14 protein-coding genes and 1 tRNA gene are annotated in these 17,682 nt (G+C 60.2%); 7 read left to right on the top strand and 8 right to left on the bottom strand.

The annotated features are described in order from the left end of the window. Positions 1-3 precede the first annotated feature (3 nt). The 4 genes from RCF34_RS14310 (at position 4) to RCF34_RS14325 (ending at position 5,937) form a co-directional block, all read left to right on the top strand. Positions 4-1,320: a hypothetical protein gene (locus tag RCF34_RS14310; RefSeq protein WP_308708758.1), complete on the top strand. Its 1,317-nt coding sequence runs from the start codon at positions 4-6 to the stop codon at positions 1,318-1,320. Between the two features lie 138 nt (positions 1,321-1,458). Continuing rightward, positions 1,459-3,222, top strand: coding sequence for a type I secretion system permease/ATPase (locus tag RCF34_RS14315; protein WP_308708759.1), 1,764 nt, complete (start codon positions 1,459-1,461; stop codon positions 3,220-3,222). Next, positions 3,219-4,538 carry an HlyD family type I secretion periplasmic adaptor subunit gene (locus tag RCF34_RS14320; protein ID WP_308708760.1) on the top strand — a complete coding sequence of 440 codons (1,320 nt, stop codon included), beginning with the start codon at positions 3,219-3,221 and terminating at the stop codon, positions 4,536-4,538. Before RCF34_RS14315 ends, RCF34_RS14320 begins: the two co-directional genes overlap by 4 nt. 7 nt (positions 4,539-4,545) lie before the next feature. Continuing rightward, positions 4,546-5,937 carry a TolC family outer membrane protein gene (locus RCF34_RS14325; protein WP_308708761.1) on the top strand — a complete coding sequence of 464 codons (1,392 nt, stop codon included), beginning with the start codon at positions 4,546-4,548 and terminating at the stop codon, positions 5,935-5,937. Positions 5,938-5,994: 57 nt separating this feature from the next. Here RCF34_RS14325 and RCF34_RS14330 read toward each other — a convergent pair whose 3' ends face one another. Together RCF34_RS14330 and RCF34_RS14335 are read right to left on the bottom strand one after the other, a co-directional pair. Continuing rightward, a complete protein-coding gene (locus RCF34_RS14330) occupies positions 5,995-7,983 on the bottom strand; it encodes a DUF4214 domain-containing protein (RefSeq protein ID WP_308708762.1) in 1,989 nt (662 codons plus the stop codon). A gap of 122 nt (positions 7,984-8,105) precedes the next feature. Next, positions 8,106-8,181 (bottom strand) — tRNA-Thr (locus tag RCF34_RS14335). 118 nt (positions 8,182-8,299) lie between these two features. On the opposite strand from RCF34_RS14335, the gene RCF34_RS14340 reads away from it, so the two are divergent. Beyond that, positions 8,300-8,644 (top strand): hypothetical protein, encoded by a 345-nt coding sequence (locus tag RCF34_RS14340; RefSeq protein WP_308708763.1) that lies wholly within the window; start codon positions 8,300-8,302, stop codon positions 8,642-8,644. Between the two features lie 156 nt (positions 8,645-8,800). Here the strand turns inward: RCF34_RS14340 and betA are convergent, their stop codons facing one another. The 3 genes from betA to betI all read right to left on the bottom strand — a co-directional run bounded on the left by betA (position 8,801) and on the right by betI (position 12,956). Next, positions 8,801-10,543, bottom strand: a complete 1,743-nt coding sequence (betA, locus tag RCF34_RS14345; RefSeq protein ID WP_308708764.1) for a choline dehydrogenase — start codon at positions 10,541-10,543, stop codon at positions 8,801-8,803. A 90-nt stretch (positions 10,544-10,633) separates the two neighbouring features. Beyond that, entirely contained in the window at positions 10,634-12,106 is a 1,473-nt protein-coding gene (betB, locus tag RCF34_RS14350; RefSeq protein WP_308708765.1) for a betaine-aldehyde dehydrogenase, read from the bottom strand. A 262-nt stretch (positions 12,107-12,368) separates the two neighbouring features. Further along, positions 12,369-12,956, bottom strand: coding sequence for a transcriptional regulator BetI (gene betI / locus RCF34_RS14355; RefSeq protein WP_007159951.1), 588 nt, complete (start codon positions 12,954-12,956; stop codon positions 12,369-12,371). Positions 12,957-13,150: 194 nt separating this feature from the next. On the opposite strand from betI, the gene RCF34_RS14360 reads away from it, so the two are divergent. Together RCF34_RS14360 and RCF34_RS14365 are read left to right on the top strand one after the other, a co-directional pair. Then, a complete protein-coding gene (locus RCF34_RS14360) occupies positions 13,151-13,561 on the top strand; it encodes a helix-turn-helix domain-containing protein (protein WP_133860060.1) in 411 nt (136 codons plus the stop codon). After that, entirely contained in the window at positions 13,545-14,546 is a 1,002-nt protein-coding gene (locus RCF34_RS14365; protein ID WP_308708766.1) for an LLM class flavin-dependent oxidoreductase, read from the top strand. The genes RCF34_RS14360 and RCF34_RS14365 overlap by 17 nt, the downstream gene beginning before the upstream one ends. A 239-nt stretch (positions 14,547-14,785) precedes the next feature. Here the strand turns inward: RCF34_RS14365 and nfsB are convergent, their stop codons facing one another. The 3 genes from nfsB to RCF34_RS14380 are packed head-to-tail and all read right to left on the bottom strand — an operon-like array spanning position 14,786 to position 17,607. Beyond that, positions 14,786-15,433 (bottom strand): oxygen-insensitive NAD(P)H nitroreductase, encoded by a 648-nt coding sequence (gene nfsB / locus RCF34_RS14370; RefSeq protein ID WP_308708767.1) that lies wholly within the window; start codon positions 15,431-15,433, stop codon positions 14,786-14,788. A gap of 18 nt (positions 15,434-15,451) precedes the next feature. Further along, positions 15,452-16,600, bottom strand: a complete 1,149-nt coding sequence (locus tag RCF34_RS14375; RefSeq protein WP_308708768.1) for an L-dopachrome tautomerase-related protein — start codon at positions 16,598-16,600, stop codon at positions 15,452-15,454. Then, positions 16,600-17,607: a zinc-binding alcohol dehydrogenase family protein gene (locus RCF34_RS14380; protein ID WP_263258638.1), complete on the bottom strand. Its 1,008-nt coding sequence runs from the start codon at positions 17,605-17,607 to the stop codon at positions 16,600-16,602. Before RCF34_RS14380 ends, RCF34_RS14375 begins: the two co-directional genes overlap by 1 nt. Positions 17,608-17,682: the final 75 nt, after the last annotated feature.

Consider the following 17,682-nt stretch of genomic DNA (forward strand, 5'->3'; position numbering starts at 1 on the left):
GAAATGTACCTGAAGGGCTCAAAAGCTTGGGATCTTATAAGTAAAAAATTCGATAAAGCAGAGCCCTTTTCTATGATCAGACTAGGTGATGGCGAAAATTCCATTATTCAATATCCGAATTATTGCACGAAATCCCGAATTCAATATGTCATGAGCCGTGCTTTAGAGGGTAGGGAGTACCAAGGCCATGAAATAAATAACATAAAATTCAGAATTTTGGATGCGATAAACGACTCTGATTTGTTGGGTATATATTCTTCAAAAGAAGAGAATGTTCTGAAAAGATTTTACATAGACTACCTAGAGGGTGAGCTGGAGCTTTTAAAAAATACGTTCTGTGATCCTAATATACATTTCTATCTTCAAACACATGGATGTATAGAAGATCTTTTAAGTCGATGTGATTCGGTATCGGTTATTTCGGGAAGAGACGTCGCTGGCAGTATTGAACGTCTATATCCTGGGAAACTGAAAGATTACGTTTTAATACCTTCTGAAAGAAATTTCAGATTGTTAGGCGAGCAAGCTAGTAGTGAGCACTATCCTTACGTTTTTGAAGAAACAATAAAAGGAATAAAGGTCTATCCTGGTAGACATTTGTTTCTGGTAGGGGCAGGTTTCCTAGGGAAAATATATTGCTCTGAAATAAAAAAGCGTGGAGGGTTCGCTCTAGATATAGGCAGCGTATTAGACTACTGGGCCGGAGTTCCTTCCCGAGAAGCGGAAAATCCAGTGGTAGATGGGGTTTTAAAAAGCGGTTATAAAAGTCTACGAAAAAATATGGCTTTCTTAGAAAAAAATTCGGTCCACGTCGAACTCGGGGATGAATGTTTTTCTCTACAAAAATCACCAAGTGGACTTGTCAATAAATTTTCAATAGGACGGCTTGAAGGCCAAGGGTATGCCTTATGTAAAGAGATTCCTGATAGAGGCTTGCCATTGCCTTTTGGGGGAATTATATCTTGGCTAACGTTCACCGATATCTCCCAGTTAAAAATTATAGATAGGACGAAATTTGTTCATTCGTTGGATATGATAAAGAATTTCATTAGCCAGTCAGGCACAAACAGAACAGGTTTATTATGTTTGGCTAGTGAAAAGGACTTAACAGAGCAAGACTCTGAGTTTTTATCAGAAAATTTGAATGGGTTTGATAGCACCTACTTTTTTGATTTTAGGGTTTATAAAAATATTTTGAGCAAGCAATACAGCAATACCTTGCATGAAGTGGATTTGAAGCTTTTTACAAGTACCGATTTCGGCCTCAGCTCCGGTTTTGTTTTAAAAAATCATCTTGCAGAGGCTCTAGGCTTCCATTGACGGTTGGCAAATGATAGCTTATGAGTTGTTGCTTTATACAATCTAGGCCATAGTCCAGGCGTGGCTTTTGGCGCTACGAGAGAACTGTCATTAAATACGCAAATTTAGTTTTGAAATCACTATCCGAGTTTGAATCTTATGGTTGAGCCAAAGTCAGAAATACTCAAGGCTTTAGCAGATTGTAAAAGTAGCTTTATTGCGGTAGGTTTTTTCGGCTTTTTTATAAACATATTACTGCTAGCTCCGTCTTTTTACATGCTTGAGGTGTATGATAGAGTTGTCAGCAGTAGAAGCGTAACAACGCTTGTGATGCTGACAATTCTTATCATCATTCTGATGTCGACCTATGGCGCATTAGAGTGGGTGCGCTCGAGAATTATGATAAGAGTTTCAGCTCAGCTTGATCTGAAGCTTGGTCCGCGGGTTTTCGAGGCGAGTTTCAAGCAAGCTTTGTATAGCAATGGAGCGAGGTCGTCAGCGCAGCCTATAAGTGACTTGGCAGGTTTACGTCAATTTCTAACGGGTAGCGGACTTTTTGCTTTCTTCGACGTTCCATGGCTACCAATTTATATTGGAGTTATGTTTTTTTTTCATCCATGGTTTGGTTGGTTAACTCTCGTAGGTGCCCTAGTCGCGATTGCCCTGGCACTCGCTAACGAAAAAGCTACCGGCAAGCGTCTCGCTGAAGCTAACCGCGAACAGGTGTCGGTTCTTAATATAACTAGCAAAGGGCTACGTAACGCGGAAGTTGTTGAGTCCATGGGTATGCAGGGCCATCTTCGAGACAGATGGCGCAAGCATAGCTTTGCAGTGCTGGCCCTGCAGGGACGTGCCAGTGAGTTGGGCGGTACTGTCAGCAATGTATCGAGAACGTGGCGCCTGCTCTTGCAATCCTTTGTCTTAGGCCTTGGTGCCTATCTAGTTATTAATAACGAAATTACTCCCGGATTGATGACTGCCGCCTCTCTTCTAGTAGGGCGAGCGCTGGCACCAGTAGATCAGATGATTGGAAACTGGAAGGGTTTTGTTGCAGCGAGGGAGCAGTACGCGCGACTCAATGAAATATTCAAGAACGTTCCGCCTACACCAGAGCGAATGTCGTTACCTGCTCCTAAAGGCGACCTCCTTGTAGAGCAGATAGTTGTCACCCCTCCCGGTGCTCACGGCCCTGTGTTAAAAGGAATCAGCTTTCGTGCCCCGCCTGGCGCCTCGGTTGGCGTGTTAGGCGCAAGCGCTGCTGGTAAATCGACACTGGCCCGCGCGCTCTTGGGCATCTGGCCGGCACAGAGCGGCAAGGTCCGATTGGATGGAGCGGACATGTTCCAGTTGGATCGTGCTGCCGTAGGCCCGTATCTGGGCTATCTACCCCAAGACATCGAACTGTTCGAAGGCTCCATCGGCGAGAATATCGCCCGCTTTGGCGAGGTCGATGCTGCCAAGGTCGTCGAGGCGGCCCAGATGGCCGGTGTACACGAGATGATCCTGCGTCTACCGCAAGGCTACGACACGGTCATCGGTGCCCATGGTGGTGTTCTTTCCGGTGGTCAGCGTCAACGGATCGGGCTCGCGCGGGCGCTTTACGGTGATCCGAAGTTGGTCATTCTCGATGAGCCCAATTCCAACTTGGACGACGTTGGTGAGCGAGCACTCGGAGAAGCGCTGATCAAGCTCAAGCAGAAGGGCACGACGCTGTTCATCATTACCCACAGGGTCAGTGCCCTGGCCTATGTGGATAACCTCCTAGTGCTGAGCGAGGGCCAGATTGTGATGTCTGGCGCCCGTGATCAGGTGCTCGCCCAGCTCAAGGCGCAACAGTCGGGTGGACCGCAGGCTGTGCCCAACCCGGGTTCGGTTACTCCGCTGCCACCCAAGCCCGGTAGTACAGGAGGAGCGCCTGCATGAAGGACGTCTATCTGGAAGCTAAGGCGGCGGGCCTCAAGGTCGATGATGCTCCCGTACGCCGACTGGGCTTCATCATTCTGTTCTTCGTGTTCGGCATCGGCGGTGGCTGGGCAGCCTTGGCGCCGCTGAACAGTGCGGCCTATGCCACCGGCGTGGTGGCAGTGGATAGCTATCGCAAGTCGGTCCAGCACCTGGAGGGCGGCATCGTCCGCGAGGTGCGGGTACACGATGGTGACGAGGTCAAGGCCGGAGACGTGCTGATCGTGCTGGACAGTACCCAGGCAGGCTCAGAACTGGAAGCGACCCGCGGCCAACTGATCGCTACCCAGGCGCAAGAGGCACGGCTGATCGCCGAGCGCGACGATGCCAATGACATCACCTTTGGCGCGAGCGACTTTCCAACCGCGGACAAGCGTGTCCAGGAGGCCAGGGCCAGTGAGCGGCAGATCTTCCTGGCCGGGCGTGATGCTCGCCGTGGTGAGATCGACGTCCTGAAGAATCGCGCCGCTGAACTCGAACAGCAGATCCGTGGTTACAACGACGTCATCGCCAGCAAGGAGAGCCTGGCTAAATCCTATGCCAGCGAGATCAAGGATCTCACCGGGCTGTTGAAGGAAGGCTTCGTCAGTAACGAACGCCTTCGCGATCAGGAGCGCAACCTCTCCCGTTTGCAGGCGGAGATTGCCGATAGCCGTTCTTCCATCGCGCGGGCCAAGGTTCAGATCGGCGAGACTCGTCTGCAGATCCTGCAGGCCACCCAGAAATTCAAATCGGACGTGGCTGGTCGGCTGGCCGATGCTCAGTCGCGGATCTATGAGGCCCGTGAACGGGTGGGTGCCTTGCAGGACAAGTACAACCGGACCGAGGTCAAGGCACCGGTCAGCGGGATGGTGATGAACCTGGCGGTGCATACCATCGGGGGCGTCGTTCAGTCAGGCACCACTCTGCTCGATATCGTGCCGGATGCCGCCAAGCTCATCGTCGAGGTGCACATCGAACCCAAGGATATCGACCGGGTGGAGTTGGGGACCAAGGCGGAGGTGCGCTTCAGTGCCTTCAGCAATGCCACCACACCCATCATCGAGGGCGAGTTGATCTATGTGTCGGCCGACCGCATCACCAATGAGCGTGACGGTACGCCCTATTACCTAGGCCGGGTGAAGCTGACCGACCAGGGTCGTAAGGATCTGGGCCATCGCGAACTGGTCGCGGGCATGCCGGCCGACGTGCTGATCAACACCGGGTCCCGCACCATGCTGCAATACCTGCTCAAGCCAGCGCGCAATGCGATGGCTCGCTCGCTGATCGAGGAGTAGGGCAACCATGAACGGTAAACGTATCGCTCTGGCCTTGCTGTTGAGTGGCTGTAGCTTGGCGCAGGCACAGACGTCCGAGGCACCCAGCGCGCAGGACTATATCGATCTCTGGAAGCTCTACCAGGACAGTGCCGTATCGGACCCGCGCATTCGCGGAGCCGAAGCTCAGGTGAAGAACCTGGAGGGCCAGGAGCGTTCCGCGTTTGGCCAGGTTCTTCCGCAGCTGAGTGGTGGGGCTTCCACCAGCCGGGTTCGACGCGAAGAAGGCCTGCAGACGCTCAATTACAATGGCGAGAGCTACAACCTCAGCCTGAGCCAGGCGCTGTATAACGCGGCCGCCTGGCGCGGCTTCAAGCGCTACGAGCAACTCACCGAGCAGTATCGTGCCCAATACGCGGATGCCAAGAGCCAATCGGCTGCGGATCTGGTGCAGCGTTATTTCGCTGCCTTGGCGGCGGAAGATACCCTCGAGTTGGTCACCGCCGAGCGCAAGGCGACCCAGCGTAATCTGGATCGTGCCCAGGCCCTGTTCGACAAGCAGATGAGCACCGTCACCGACGTCCTGCAGATCTCCGCCAAGGTGGACAGCCTGAAAACCCAGGAGATCGAAGCGCGCAATCAGATCCAGGTAACCCGTGAGGCCCTGGGCGAGTTGATCGGCCGCGCGGTCTATCAGCCGCTCAAGCGCCTCAACGAAAAAGCCCAACTGGCCATGCCGCAAGGTGACGAAGAACAGTGGGTGAGTTCGGCAGTGGCGAACAACCCTGCACTGGAGGCCAAGCAGCGCGCCGTGGATGCCGCCAACTACAGTATCTCCGAGGCCAAGGCCGGTCATCTGCCGACCCTGAGCTTCAACCTTGGCGCGCAACGCAGCGACTTCGCTTATGACAATGTCATCGCCTCCTCTGCGATCAACACCTATTCCGCCACCATCAGCGTGCAGATTCCGCTTTATAGCGGCGGCTCGACTAGCGCCCGTGTCGCCAGCTCCTATGGCTCGCGCGATGCCGCTGAGCAGGAGTACGAATCGATCCGCCGGCAGGTAGTGAAGGAAACGCGCACGGCCTATATGAAGAGCGCTGCGGACCTGGCCAAGATCGGCTCTTCGCGGAATGCACTGGATTCGGCGATCAAGTCCCGCACCGCCAGCGAGCGCTCGCTCGGTCTGGGGGTGGCGACTGCCGTTGATGTGCTCAATGCGGTGCAGCAGGAATACAGCGCCAGGCGGGATTACCTGCAGGCGCAGTACGACTTCGTCACCAATCAATTGGTGCTGTTGCGTTGGAGCGGCGGCTTCCGTGACACTGACATCCAGAAGATCAATGGTTGGCTGGCGGTACCGACCCCCGGAGAAGAGCGCAAGACTGGGGTGAAGGAAGGGGAAGTGGCAAAGGGATGATCCGCGTGTCGGATAAAGAAGGACCCGCCATTTGGCGGGTTTTTCTTTATATACCTATTAGACCCAATCGCTTTGCCCGATGATCTGGATGAAACCGTTGGCGCCTTCTGTTAAAAGCTGATTTTCCTGAGAGTTAGTAAAGTTGATCATGGCATCTCCACGACTCATGCCGGCATCTAGCTGCTGTGTCCAATGGGCGAGGCCCGCTGCTTCACCATCCCGTCCCAGAACGGTCTGGTAGAGCTGATTGGCAAAGCCCTGGTTATCCACGGCGTTGTAACGAAGAGCAAACTCCTGCGACTGTGCGAAACCATTAGCGATGCTATTGAAGGTCATACCATGGCTATTCGCGTTCAGCCAGTTTTGTAGCCCATCGAAATCGGGTGCCCGATCAAAGACGGTGTAGAGACGGGCAATTTGTGCCTGGGCATCAGTCAATACGAAGACGTTCTTGTCCGTGAAGCTCAACATGTTTATGTCGTTCAGTAGCATCCGGTCGCCTGAGCTGACATTGCTCAAACTAAGGGTGTTGGGGCTTCCGAGACTACGCTGATAACTAGTCGAGGATCCTTCTAGATAAAGAATATCTCCACCCTGATAGCCAAACAACTCCGCACGATTACCTGCATCAAAACTGAGCTGATTTTCCTGAATTCGATCATTGTAGGAACTGCCAAAGGCAACTCCACTCTGGATGACCGTATCAGCATCAGACCAAGCGCTATGGCTGACAATCTTAATAAAGCCATCGCTACCCGAAGTGCGGTTGATGCTTTCTTGTGAATTAGTGAAAGCAACTACTGCATCGTCGCGACTCATGCCATGATTCAATGCCCAGGTCCAATTCGCTAGCCCAATACTATCACCTGTGCGGCCTAGGACGGCGCTATACAGCTGAGAAACGAAACCTTGACTATCAACAGCGTTATAGTGATTAGCAAATTCCTGAGACTGCGTAAATGTAGAGGTGATAGCCTTGAGCGAGGCTCCGTGTTCATAAGCATTTACCCAGCTTTTCAGGCCGGCCAGATCGGGGGTGCGCCCAAACACTGTGTATAGACGCGCAATCTGCGCTTGCTCTTCACTCATTACATAGAGCGTTCGATCGTTAAAAATCAAGGCATTGATATCGTACAACGCAAGATGTGCACCGTTGTAGTGGTCTGATACCCACAAATCTCCTTCTCTGGTTGTCATGCTGTAGTCTGCGAAGTTTCCACGCATGATCAGGCTATCCGTCCCTTTGTAGCCATAGACGAATGAAGTATTTGAGGAATCGTAAGCAAGACGCGTCTCTAGTAGGAGGTCATCTTGATCACTACCACTGGAGACACCGGCTCCCATTGGCCGGTAGACGCTACTGGCATTAAGCATTACATCATTGGCGGCGGAAACGGACTGATACCACGTCAAATTGGCGCCGGTCATCGCCGCGTAGATCGCATAGGTATAGGCACTGTCTCCCGCGGACAGCACACCGCTGACAGTAGGAGTACCCTGGCTGAAGTCGACAAGTGCGCCACCTGAAGCACCCGCGCCCAGAGAACCATCGACCCACAAAACGGATTCATTGGGCAGGTAGGTAGCGTTTACCTGCTCCTGCATCAGACCGTTGCCCCGTACGGGATAACCAACGATGGTCCCGTTAAAATTCTGTTGGGTATCCGTGACCGCCAAATTGCCTGTCAGGTTGGCCAGATTCAGATCAAAATTGAGCAAGGCGAGATCATGGCCGGATTCGGCGAGACTGGGAGTGCCGTCGTTATTGGTATCCCAGTTCGAGGAGTAGCCCGTCCAGCTGGCGGCTGAATAGGTACCCAGGGGAGCGGAAAACGTACTGCCACTGATTAAAGCACCTGGAGTCACGATGACCTGAGTAGCCCATCCGCCGTGGCTGGCGTTATAGATGACATGCAGGGCGGTGAGTACATCGTTCGCACCTACTACGGTGCCGGATCCGCGCAGTATGGTTCCATCGGCGTAGATGGCCTGAACGAAATAGCTTTCCTTGTAGGGGGAGGTACTACGATTAAGTACTTGGGCCATGGTCAGGTCCATTCGTGGCAATGACCATGGATCATACAGAGGCAGTCGTATGACAGCGGCAGTAGGATCCGACGGAAGGCAAGCGGATGTGCGCGATCAGTACGAGAAATGCGGAGCGTAGATGGTGCCGGCACCAGGAGTCGAACCCGGGACCTACTGATTACAAGTCAGTTGCTCTACCAGCTGAGCTATACCGGCAAGGGGGAGGCCATTATAGCCATGGAAAAGCCCTTGTAAACCAAGGATGTGCGGCGGTTAAGGCTGGCGTAAGCCAGGGGCGGTTAAAATGAAGCGAAGAGTTTGCGAGGAGCCGCTGATGAGAACGAAGACCTTGGCCATCCTGGCCGCTGCGCTGGCGGGTTGTACCAGCCAGGCGAACCTCGAGCGCAATCCATCGATGGAGTTGCGCACGGGTAAGAGCGCCGAGGACTATCGCGGTTGCCTGGTCGCCGGACTGGAGAAGGAAGGCCGCCACGTGGTTAGCCAACCGCAGGGCAATGGCCAGCGGGTGCTGGTGGACAGCAAGGTGCCGGGAGCTACTGCGGCGATCATTGATATAGGGTCGGCGTCTCGCGGGACACGGGTGGAGTTGCGGGAGCAGATGGCCAACAATCCGCTACGACCGCGCACCATTTTGACGGCGGTGAAGGATTGTCTGTGAGGTGAGCTGCAGGGCGGTCCCTCACCCCGACCCTCTCCCAGGGGAAGAGCGGGTTGCCGGCAGCTGCTTGGCTTGGCCAGGCTACCGCGGCCAGTCAGAAAGCTAGATAGAAGAAGGGCGCCCTCAGGCGCCCTTCTTGCGTTCGGCTGCCTGGAATCAGGCGGCCGGCTGGTTGCGACGTTCCGGTACCGGCTCGGCGGCGCGCTGACCGTTGACGTCACGCAGCGGGGTACCCCGTACCGGGGCGCCGTTGGCGACGTAGTAGGCGGCGTTGCTGCGTGGCAGCGGGGCGCGACCGCGGATTTTGTCGGCGATCTTCTCGGCGATCATGATGGTCGGGGCGTTGAGGTTGCCCGTCGCGATGATCGGCATGATGGAGGCGTCCACCACGCGCAGGCCTTCCAGGCCGTGGACGCGACCGGCGCCGTCGACCACTGCCATGTCGTCGGTACCCATCTTGTTGGAGCAGGACGGGTGGTAGGCGGTCTCGGCATGGGAGCGCACGAAGGCGTCCAGCTGGGCGTCGGTCACGCAATCGCGGCCCGGGTTGATCTCTTCGCCACGATAGGGGTCCAGCGCCGGCTGCTGCATGATCTCGCGGGTCAGGCGGATGCCGTCGCGGAATTCGCGCCAGTCCTGCTCGCTGCTCATGTAGTTGAACAGGATGCTCGGATGCTGGCGCGGATCGCGCGAGGTCAGTTCGATGCGGCCGCGGCTGGGCGAGCGCATGGAGCCGACGTGGGCCTGGAAACCATGGGCCTCGATGGCATTGGTACCGTTGTAATTGATGGCGATCGGCAGGAAGTGGTACTGGATGTTGGGCCAGTCGAACTCCTCGCTGGAGCGGATGAAACCGCCCGCCTCGAAGTGGTTGCTGGCGCCCAGGCCGGTGCCCTTGAGCATCCATTCCAGACCGATCTGCGGCTGGTTGTACCACTTCAGCGCCGGGTACAGCGAGACCGGCTGCTTGCACTCGTACTGCAGGTACATCTCCAGGTGGTCCTGCAGATTCTGGCCGACGCCGGGCAGGTCGTGGACCAGCGGGATGTCGAAGCGACGCAGCAGCGGCGCGGGGCCGACGCCGGAGCGCTGCAGGATCTGCGGCGAGGCGATGGCGCCGGCGCAGAGCAGCACCTCGCGGCGGGCGCGCACGGTGATGGCTTCCAGGGAATCGCCCTTCATGTAGGCGACGCCGTTGGCGCGCTTGCCCTCGAAGAGGATGCGATCGGTGGTGGCGTGGGTGACGATGGTCAGATTCGGGCGACCCTTGGCCTGGTCCAGATAGCCGCGGGCGGTGCTGGAGCGCCGGCCGTTCGGGGTGACGAAGCGATCCATCGGGCCGAAGCCTTCCTGCTGATAGCCGTTGAGGTCTTCGGTGCGCGGATAACCCGCCTGGACACCGGCTTCGACCATGGCTTCGAACAGGGGATTGGTGTTCGGCTTGGCGGTAGTCACCGAGACCGGGCCGTCGCCGCCGTGCCAGTCGTTGGCACCGGCATCGCGCTTCTCGGCCTTGCGGAAGTAGGGCAGGCAGTCGAGGTAGCTCCAGTCGTCCAGGCCATCGAGTTGCGCCCAGTTGTCATAGTCCAGGGCGTTGCCGCGGATGTAGCACATGCCATTGATCAGCGAGGAGCCACCCAGGCCCTTGCCGCGACCGCATTCCATCCGGCGGTTGTCCATGTGCGGCTCGGGCTCGGTCTGGTAGGCCCAGTTGTACTGCTTGCCCTGCAGCGGATAGGCGAGGGCGGCCGGCATCTGGGTACGGAAATCCAGGCGGTAGTCGGGGCCGCCGGCTTCCAGCAGCAGGACGGTCACGTCCTGGTCTTCGGTCAGCCGGGTGGCCAGGACGTTGCCGGCCGAGCCGGCGCCTATGACGATGTAATCGAATTCGTGTGCCATGAAAAAGTCTCCTCCTGACGGCGGGTGGGGTCTGGCCCCAGCCCCGGGCCCTCTCCAGCGGAGAGGGGAGAAAAGCGCTGCCTGAGCGGCCTAGAAGATCGAGGCGTAGTCGCCCAGCTCGACCTGCACCGACTTGATGCGGGTGTAGTGGCCGAGGGTGGTGAGGCCGTTTTCGCGACCGACGCCGGAGTGCTTGTAGCCACCCACCGGCATCTCGGCGGGGGATTCGCCCCAGGTGTTGATCCAGCAGATGCCGGCTTCCAGTCGATGGATCATGCGGTGGGCGCGGGCCAGGTCACGGGTGACCACGCCGGCCGCCAGGCCGTACTCGGTGTCGTTGGCGCGACGCACCACCTCGTCTTCGTCGGCATACGCGAGGATGCTCATGACCGGGCCGAAGATCTCTTCACGGGCGATGGCCATGTCGTCACGGCAATCGGTGAAGACGGTGGGGGCGACGAAGTTGCCCTTGGCCAGTGCGCCCTGGGTGACGCGCTCGCCACCGGTGAGCAGGCGGGCGCCTTCGGCCTGGCCCTGGGCGATGTAGCCCAGCACCTTTTCCATGTGCGGGGTGCTGACCAGCGGCCCGAAGTTGGTCTCGGCGGCCAGGGGATCGCCCAGCTTGATGCGCTTGACCCGCTCCACCACCTTGGCTTCGAAGTCGGCCTTGAGCGCCTGGGGCACGAAGACGCGGGTGCCGTTGGTGCAGACCTGGCCGGAGCTGAAGAAGTTGGCCATGACGGCGATGTCGGCGGCGCGCTCCAGGTCGGCATCGTCGCAGACGATCAGCGGCGATTTGCCACCCAGTTCCATGGTGACTTCCTTGAGGGTCGAGCCGGCGGCGCTGGCCATGACCTTCTTGCCGGTGGCGACGCCGCCGGTAAAGGAGATCTTCTCGATGCCGGGATGCTCGGTCAGGGCCACGCCGACCTCCGGACCGACGCCATTGACCACGTTGAAGACGCCATTGGGCAGACCGGCCTCGGTGTAGATCTCGGCCAGTTTCAACGCGGTCAGCGGGGTGACTTCGCTGGGCTTGAAGATCATGGCGTTGCCGGCGGCCAGGGCCGGAGCGGATTTCCACAAGGCGATCTGGATCGGGTAGTTCCAGGCGCCGATGCCGGCGACCACGCCCAGCGGCTCGCGGCGGGTATAGACGAAGGAGGTCTCGCGCAGCGGGATCTGCTCGCCTTCCAGCGCCGGGACGAGGCCCGCGTAGTACTCGAGCACGTCGGCGCCGGTGACGATGTCCACGGCCTGGGTCTCGGACAGGGCCTTGCCGGTGTCGAGGGTTTCCAGTAGCGCCAGTTCGTCGTTGCGCTCACGGAGGATGTCCACGGCCTTGCGCAGGATGCGCGAGCGCTGCATGGCGGTCATCGCGGCCCAGACCTTCTGGCCGGCGGCGGCGGCGGCTACCGCCCTGTCCACGTCGGCACGGCTGGCGCTCTGCACAGTGGCGAGCACCTCGCCGGTGGCGGGATTCAGGGTTTCGAAGGTGGCGCCACCGGTGGCGGCGACATAACGGCCACCGATGTACAGCTGCTGTTCGGCGAAACGGGCCATGGACGTTCTCCCAATCTGGGCGGGCGCCGTGGCACCCGCAAGGAACACAGGGGGCGCGAAAGAAAGGGCTCTCTGCGCCAGCGATGGATCCAGTCTACTTAATTTTTATTGAACGTTCAATCAATGAAAAATTCAGAGGCATGCCGAAACGGGGCGATGGCGGCCCAGAGCGGTTCTGTCGAAGAGAGGGAGGTGTGGGAAACGCGAGAGGAAAGCCCCGAGCCGAGTGGACGGGTCGGGGCCTAGGAGGCGAGAGAGGAGGTCAGGCCTTGGCCAGTTGCAGGTCCAGGTAGTCGTAGGCGATCTGCAGGGCCTGCTGGGTGTTGAAGGTGTCGCCGGAGAGGGCGCCGCGCAGCCACAGGCCGTCGATGATGGCGGCCAGGCCCTTGGCCGAGGCGCGGGCCTGCTCGTGGGGTAGCAGGCGACGGAATTGCCAGCAGAGGTTCGAGTAGAGGCGCAGGTCGTTGATGCGTTGCAGCCGGCGCAGATTGGGCTGGTGCATGCTGGTGGCCCAGAAGGCCAGCCAGGTCTTCATGGCCGGGCCGCTGACCTGGGTATCGTCGAAGTTGCCCTGGATGATGGCGCGCAGGTTGGCGGCGGGATCGTCACCGGGCAGGGCGGCGCGGCGTTCGCGCACGGCCTGGCGCAGGGCATTCATCAGATGCCGCATGGTGGCTTCGAGCAAGCCGTTCTTGTCTTGGAAGTAGTGGCTGATGATGCCGTTGGAGACGCCGGCCTTGCGGGCGATGAAGGCGATACTGGCGTCGCCCATGCCGACTTCGTCGACGGCTTCGAGGGTCGCGGCGATGAGCTGCGAACGGCGGATGGGCTGCATCCCGACCTTGGGCACGAGGCATCTCCTGAACAGAGCGGAAGGAGCCTCGGAGGGTAACTATTTTTTATTGAACGTTCAATCAATAAAAACGGTCACGACCTCCTGGATTGTGCCCTGGCCAAAGCCACAATACCAGTCCTGACAGGTGGTTACTTTTAATAACCGCCCGAAAGGCGTAGGCTGGAACCAGTTCTGCTTCGAGGATCGCCATGGACGCCGTGGTCAGTCGTATCTCCAGCCGTCGCCGCCTGCATGCCCATGCCTGTCCCATTCGGGATGTGCTGGACCGGATCGGCGATGCCTGGTCCTTGCTCACGCTCTTCACCCTGGAACCCGGTCCGCTGCGCTTCAACGAATTGCGCCGGCGGGTCGACGGTATATCCCAGCGCATGCTCAGCGTGACCCTGCGCCAGCTGGAGCGCGACGGCCTGGTGTCCCGCACGGTGACGCCGACCAAGCCGCCCCAGGTGGAATACGCCCTCACCGAGCTGGGTCAGAGCCTGATGGTGCCGGTAGGCGCACTGGCCGCCTGGGCTTCCGCGAAGCAGCCTTTCATTCAGCGCCACAGGGCGGCCTACGACCAGGTCGCCGAGGAGAATCCTGATGACCCGTCTCTCTAAGACCGCCCTGTCGGTCCTCGACCTCGTCCCCATCCGCGACGACGGCGATGCGACCCAGGCGCTGCACAATGCCCTGACCCTGGCCCGCCATGTCGAGCAGCTCGACTTTTCCCGCTACTGGGTGGCGGAGCACCACAACATGGATGGTATCGCCAGCTCCGCGACCAGCGTGTTGCTGGGCTACCTGGCCGCCGGCACCAGTACCCTGCGCCTGGGTTCGGGCGGCATCATGCTGCCCAACCACGCGCCCCTGGTGGTGGCCGAGCAGTTCGGCACCCTGGCCTCGCTGTATCCGGGCCGCATCGAGCTCGGCCTGGGCCGCGCGCCGGGATCGGACCAGCGCACCGCCTATGCCCTGCGCCGTGATCGCCTGGGCAGTTCCGACGACTTCCCACGGGATGTGGAAGAGCTGCAGCACTACTTCGGGCCGCAGCAGCCGGGGCAGGGCGTGATCGCCATGCCGGGCGTGGGCACCCAGGTGCCGATCTGGCTGCTGGGTTCGAGCCTGTTCAGTGCCCAGCTGGCGGCGGCCAAGGGTCTGCCCTATGCCTTCGCCTCGCACTTCGCGCCGCGCTATGTGCACGAGGCGATCCGTCTCTATCGCGAAAACTTCAAGCCGTCCGCGGTGCTCGATCGCCCCTATGTGATGCTCGGGGTGCCCCTGGTGGCGGCCGACAGCGACGACGAGGCCAATTACCTGGCCACCACCGTCTACCAGCGCATCCTGGCGCTGTTCCGTGGCGACACCATGCGTCTGCAGCCGCCGGTGCGCAGCATGGAAGGGGTCTGGTTGCCCCACGAGAAGGAGTCGGTGTCGAGCTTCCTCGGCATGGCGGTGATCGGCGGGCCCGACAAGGTTCGCGAGCGCCTGGAGCTGCTGCTGGAGAAGACCGATGCCGACGAGCTGATCTTTACCTGCGACGTCTATGAGCAGGCGGATCGGCTGCGCGCCTTCTCGATCCTGGCGGATCTGAAGGGCGGTTGATTGACCGTAGGGCAGGTTGAGACGGCTCGTTCGCCTACGCCCGCCAGGTCCCAACGAAAAAAGCCGACCGTTTGTAACGGTCGGCTTTTTCATGTCCGTAAGAAAGCTGCGCTGCTGCCCATGTTGGACGTCGCTGTACTCAGCTCCGCCTACGGCATGTGGAGTGTTTTCCACTGACGGCTACCGGTGCGCACTGTGGATAAGGCTGCGCCGTTATCCACGCTACGGAGCGGTAATTTTTACAGGAAGGTGAAGACCTGCTCACGGGTCAGGCGGGACTTGGGCAGGGCGGCGTTGAAGTCACTTTCGCCGCGATAGCCCAGGCCGACCACCACCAGGGCGGTGTAGCCCTGCTCGCGCAGACCCAGTTCCTGATCCAAGCTGTTGGCGTCGAAGCCCTCCATGGGGGTGGCATCGATGCCCAGCGCGGCGGCACCGAGCAGCAAGGTGCCCAGCGCGAGGTAGGTCTGCTTCTCCATCCAGTGCTGCACGTCCTGGCGCTCATGACGATGCAGATCGACGAAGTGGCGGCGGGTACCGTCCTGGGTGACGCGGGCTTCAGGCTTGGCGAAGCGACCGTCCTGGGCTTCCTGCTCCAGCACCTGGGCCAGATGGGCTTCGGTCATCTCCAGGCGGGTGCAGAGCACGATGACGTGGGAGGCCGGTAGCACCTTGGGTTCGTTGTAGGGACTCTGCATGCCACGGGCGATGCGGGCCTTGGCCTCGGCGTTGGCAGCGACCACGAAGTGCCACGGCTGCGAGTTGACCGAGGAGGGCGCCTGGCGCAGCAGCTCCAGCAGTTCCTCTACCTGCTCGGCCGGGATGCTGCGGGAGCCGTCGAAGGCCTTGGTGGTGTAACGGGTGCGGGCGATCTGGGACAGCTGCATGGATAACTCCTGATCGGATCAGTGGGTAGGGGCCGGCTGGGCGTCGATCTTGACGCGGAACAGGCTGTAGGGCTTCTCGCGCAGGTCTTTTCCATCGTGGAACTGGGCCTGGCGATGGAGCTGGTTGGCGGTGAAGTAGAGGTAGCCGTCCGGGCCGATGCTGAAGGTGTCGGGCCAGAGCACGCGCGGATCGTGGACCAGGGTCTTCCAGCTGCCGTCGGCCTGGCGCTGGCGCACGGCGTTGTGCTCGTAGTCGCCGGCATAGACGCGGCCCTGGGCATCGGCTTCGAGGCCGTCGGAGGCGCCTTTCTCGCCGAGATCCTGTACCCCGGCGCGCACCTGGGCCTCGCTCGCCGTGGGATCACGCAACAGGGCGGTGGGCACGGCATAGAGATGGCGGCTGGACAGCGGGCTGAAGTAGAGGGTGCCGCCGTCCGGCGACAGGGCGATGCCATCGCTGGCGATGGCCGGGCGCACGGTGCTGCCATCGGGAAGCCGCATCAGCAGCGGCTCGCCTTCCGCCACCGGGACGAAGCTGGGATCGACGTTGGCCTGGGGCGCGCCGGTCAGGCGCCGCTGGGCCTGGCCGGTGGCGAGGTCGAGGATGATCAGGCCGCCCGGCGGCGCCGAGTCGGTGACATAGGCCACCCCGGCCCGACCGACGCGAAAGTCGAAGCGCACGTCGTTGACGTAGCTCTTGGACTGAAGCACCGAGGCGGGGAAGGCCAGGGTCCTGGCGACCTTGTTGGTCTTGAGGTCGATGGCCACCAGCTTGACGCCACCGGCCTTGGGCGCGGCGAAGCCGGGGGCGGCGGTGTCCAGCACCCACAGGTGCCCCCGACCATCGGCCACCACGCTCTGCACGCTGATGAAGCCCTTGCCCGGCTGGCCCGGGGTCTCGACGTTCAACGCGGCGTCCGGGTAGGGCACGGCCTTGCCGTCCTTGAGTTCGGCGACGGTGAAGGGCACCTCGTCGCCCCAGCGGGGATAGTTGACGAAGATCCGGCCGGTCTCGCTGACGGTGACCCCGGTGGGCATGGCGTCGTGGAAGGCGAAGACCTGCTCCAGCTGGCCAAGGGTGCGCTCCTGGGGCAGCGGCGCGGCCTGGCCCGTCAGGCTACCCACGGCCAGGGCGACGGCGAGGGTCAGGGCGCTGAAGCGAGGCATCAGAAACCCTCCAGCACGAGCTTGCCGCGGGCCTGGTGGCTTTCCAGCTGGGCATGGGCGCGGCGCAGGTTGGCGGCATCGATCCGGCCCAGGTGCTCGCCCAGGGTGGTCTTGAGGGTGCCTTGGTCGATCAGCCCGGCGACGCGTTCGAGGATCTCGTGCTGGCGCACCTTGTCCGGGGTCTGGAACAGCGAGCGGGTGAACATCAGTTCCCAGTGCAGCGACAGCGACTTGGCCTTCATCGGCACCACGTCGAGTTGCGCCGGATCGTCGATCACGCCCAGACGACCCTGGGGCCGCAGGACATCCACCAACTGGGTGAAATGCACATCGGTGTGGGTGAGGCTGGCGACCAGGGTCACACCATCCAGACCCAGGGCTTCGAGTTGGGGCCGCAGCGGCTGGTGGTGATCGATGACGTGATGGGCGCCAAGGGTACGCACCCAGTCCTGGGTTTCCTGCCGCGAGGCGGTGCCGATCACGGTCAGCTCGGTGAGTTGGCGGGCCAGTTGGACCAGCACGGAGCCGACGCCGCCTGCAGCGCCCATCACCAGCAACTGCTGGTCCGCGCCGCCGCCCTCGGTTGCGCCGAGACGGTCGAACAGCAATTCCCAGGCGGTGATGGCGGTCAGCGGCAGGGCAGCGGCCTGGGCGTGATCCAGGCTCCTGGGCTTGTGCCCGGCCAGGTGTTCGTCGACCAGATGCAGCTCGCTGTTGCAGCCGGGGCGGAACAGTTCGCCGGCATAGTAGACCTCCTCTCCCACGGCGAAGCGGCTGACGGCGCTGCCCACGGCGCGAACCACACCGGAGACGTCCCAGCCCAGCACCTTGGACTCCCGCTGCACCAAGCCCTGGCGCACCTTGGTGTCGACCGGATTGACCGACACGGCACGGACCTCTACCAGCAGGTCGTGGGCCTCGGGCGTGGGATCGGGCAGCACCGCGTCCTGCAGGGCGCGGGGATCGCTGGCGGGCAGGGTGGTGTCACCGTGGATGATGGCTTTCATGGGCGGATTCCTTGGTACGATGAGAAACGTGAGGCCATGGTCGTCTTCATTGTCGGTCGGAAAAAGCGGCAGAAT

Origin of the sequence: Pseudomonas sp. 102515 (assembly GCF_031085165.1) — a bacterium.
Classification (GTDB): Bacteria; Pseudomonadota; Gammaproteobacteria; order Pseudomonadales; family Pseudomonadaceae; genus Chryseomonas.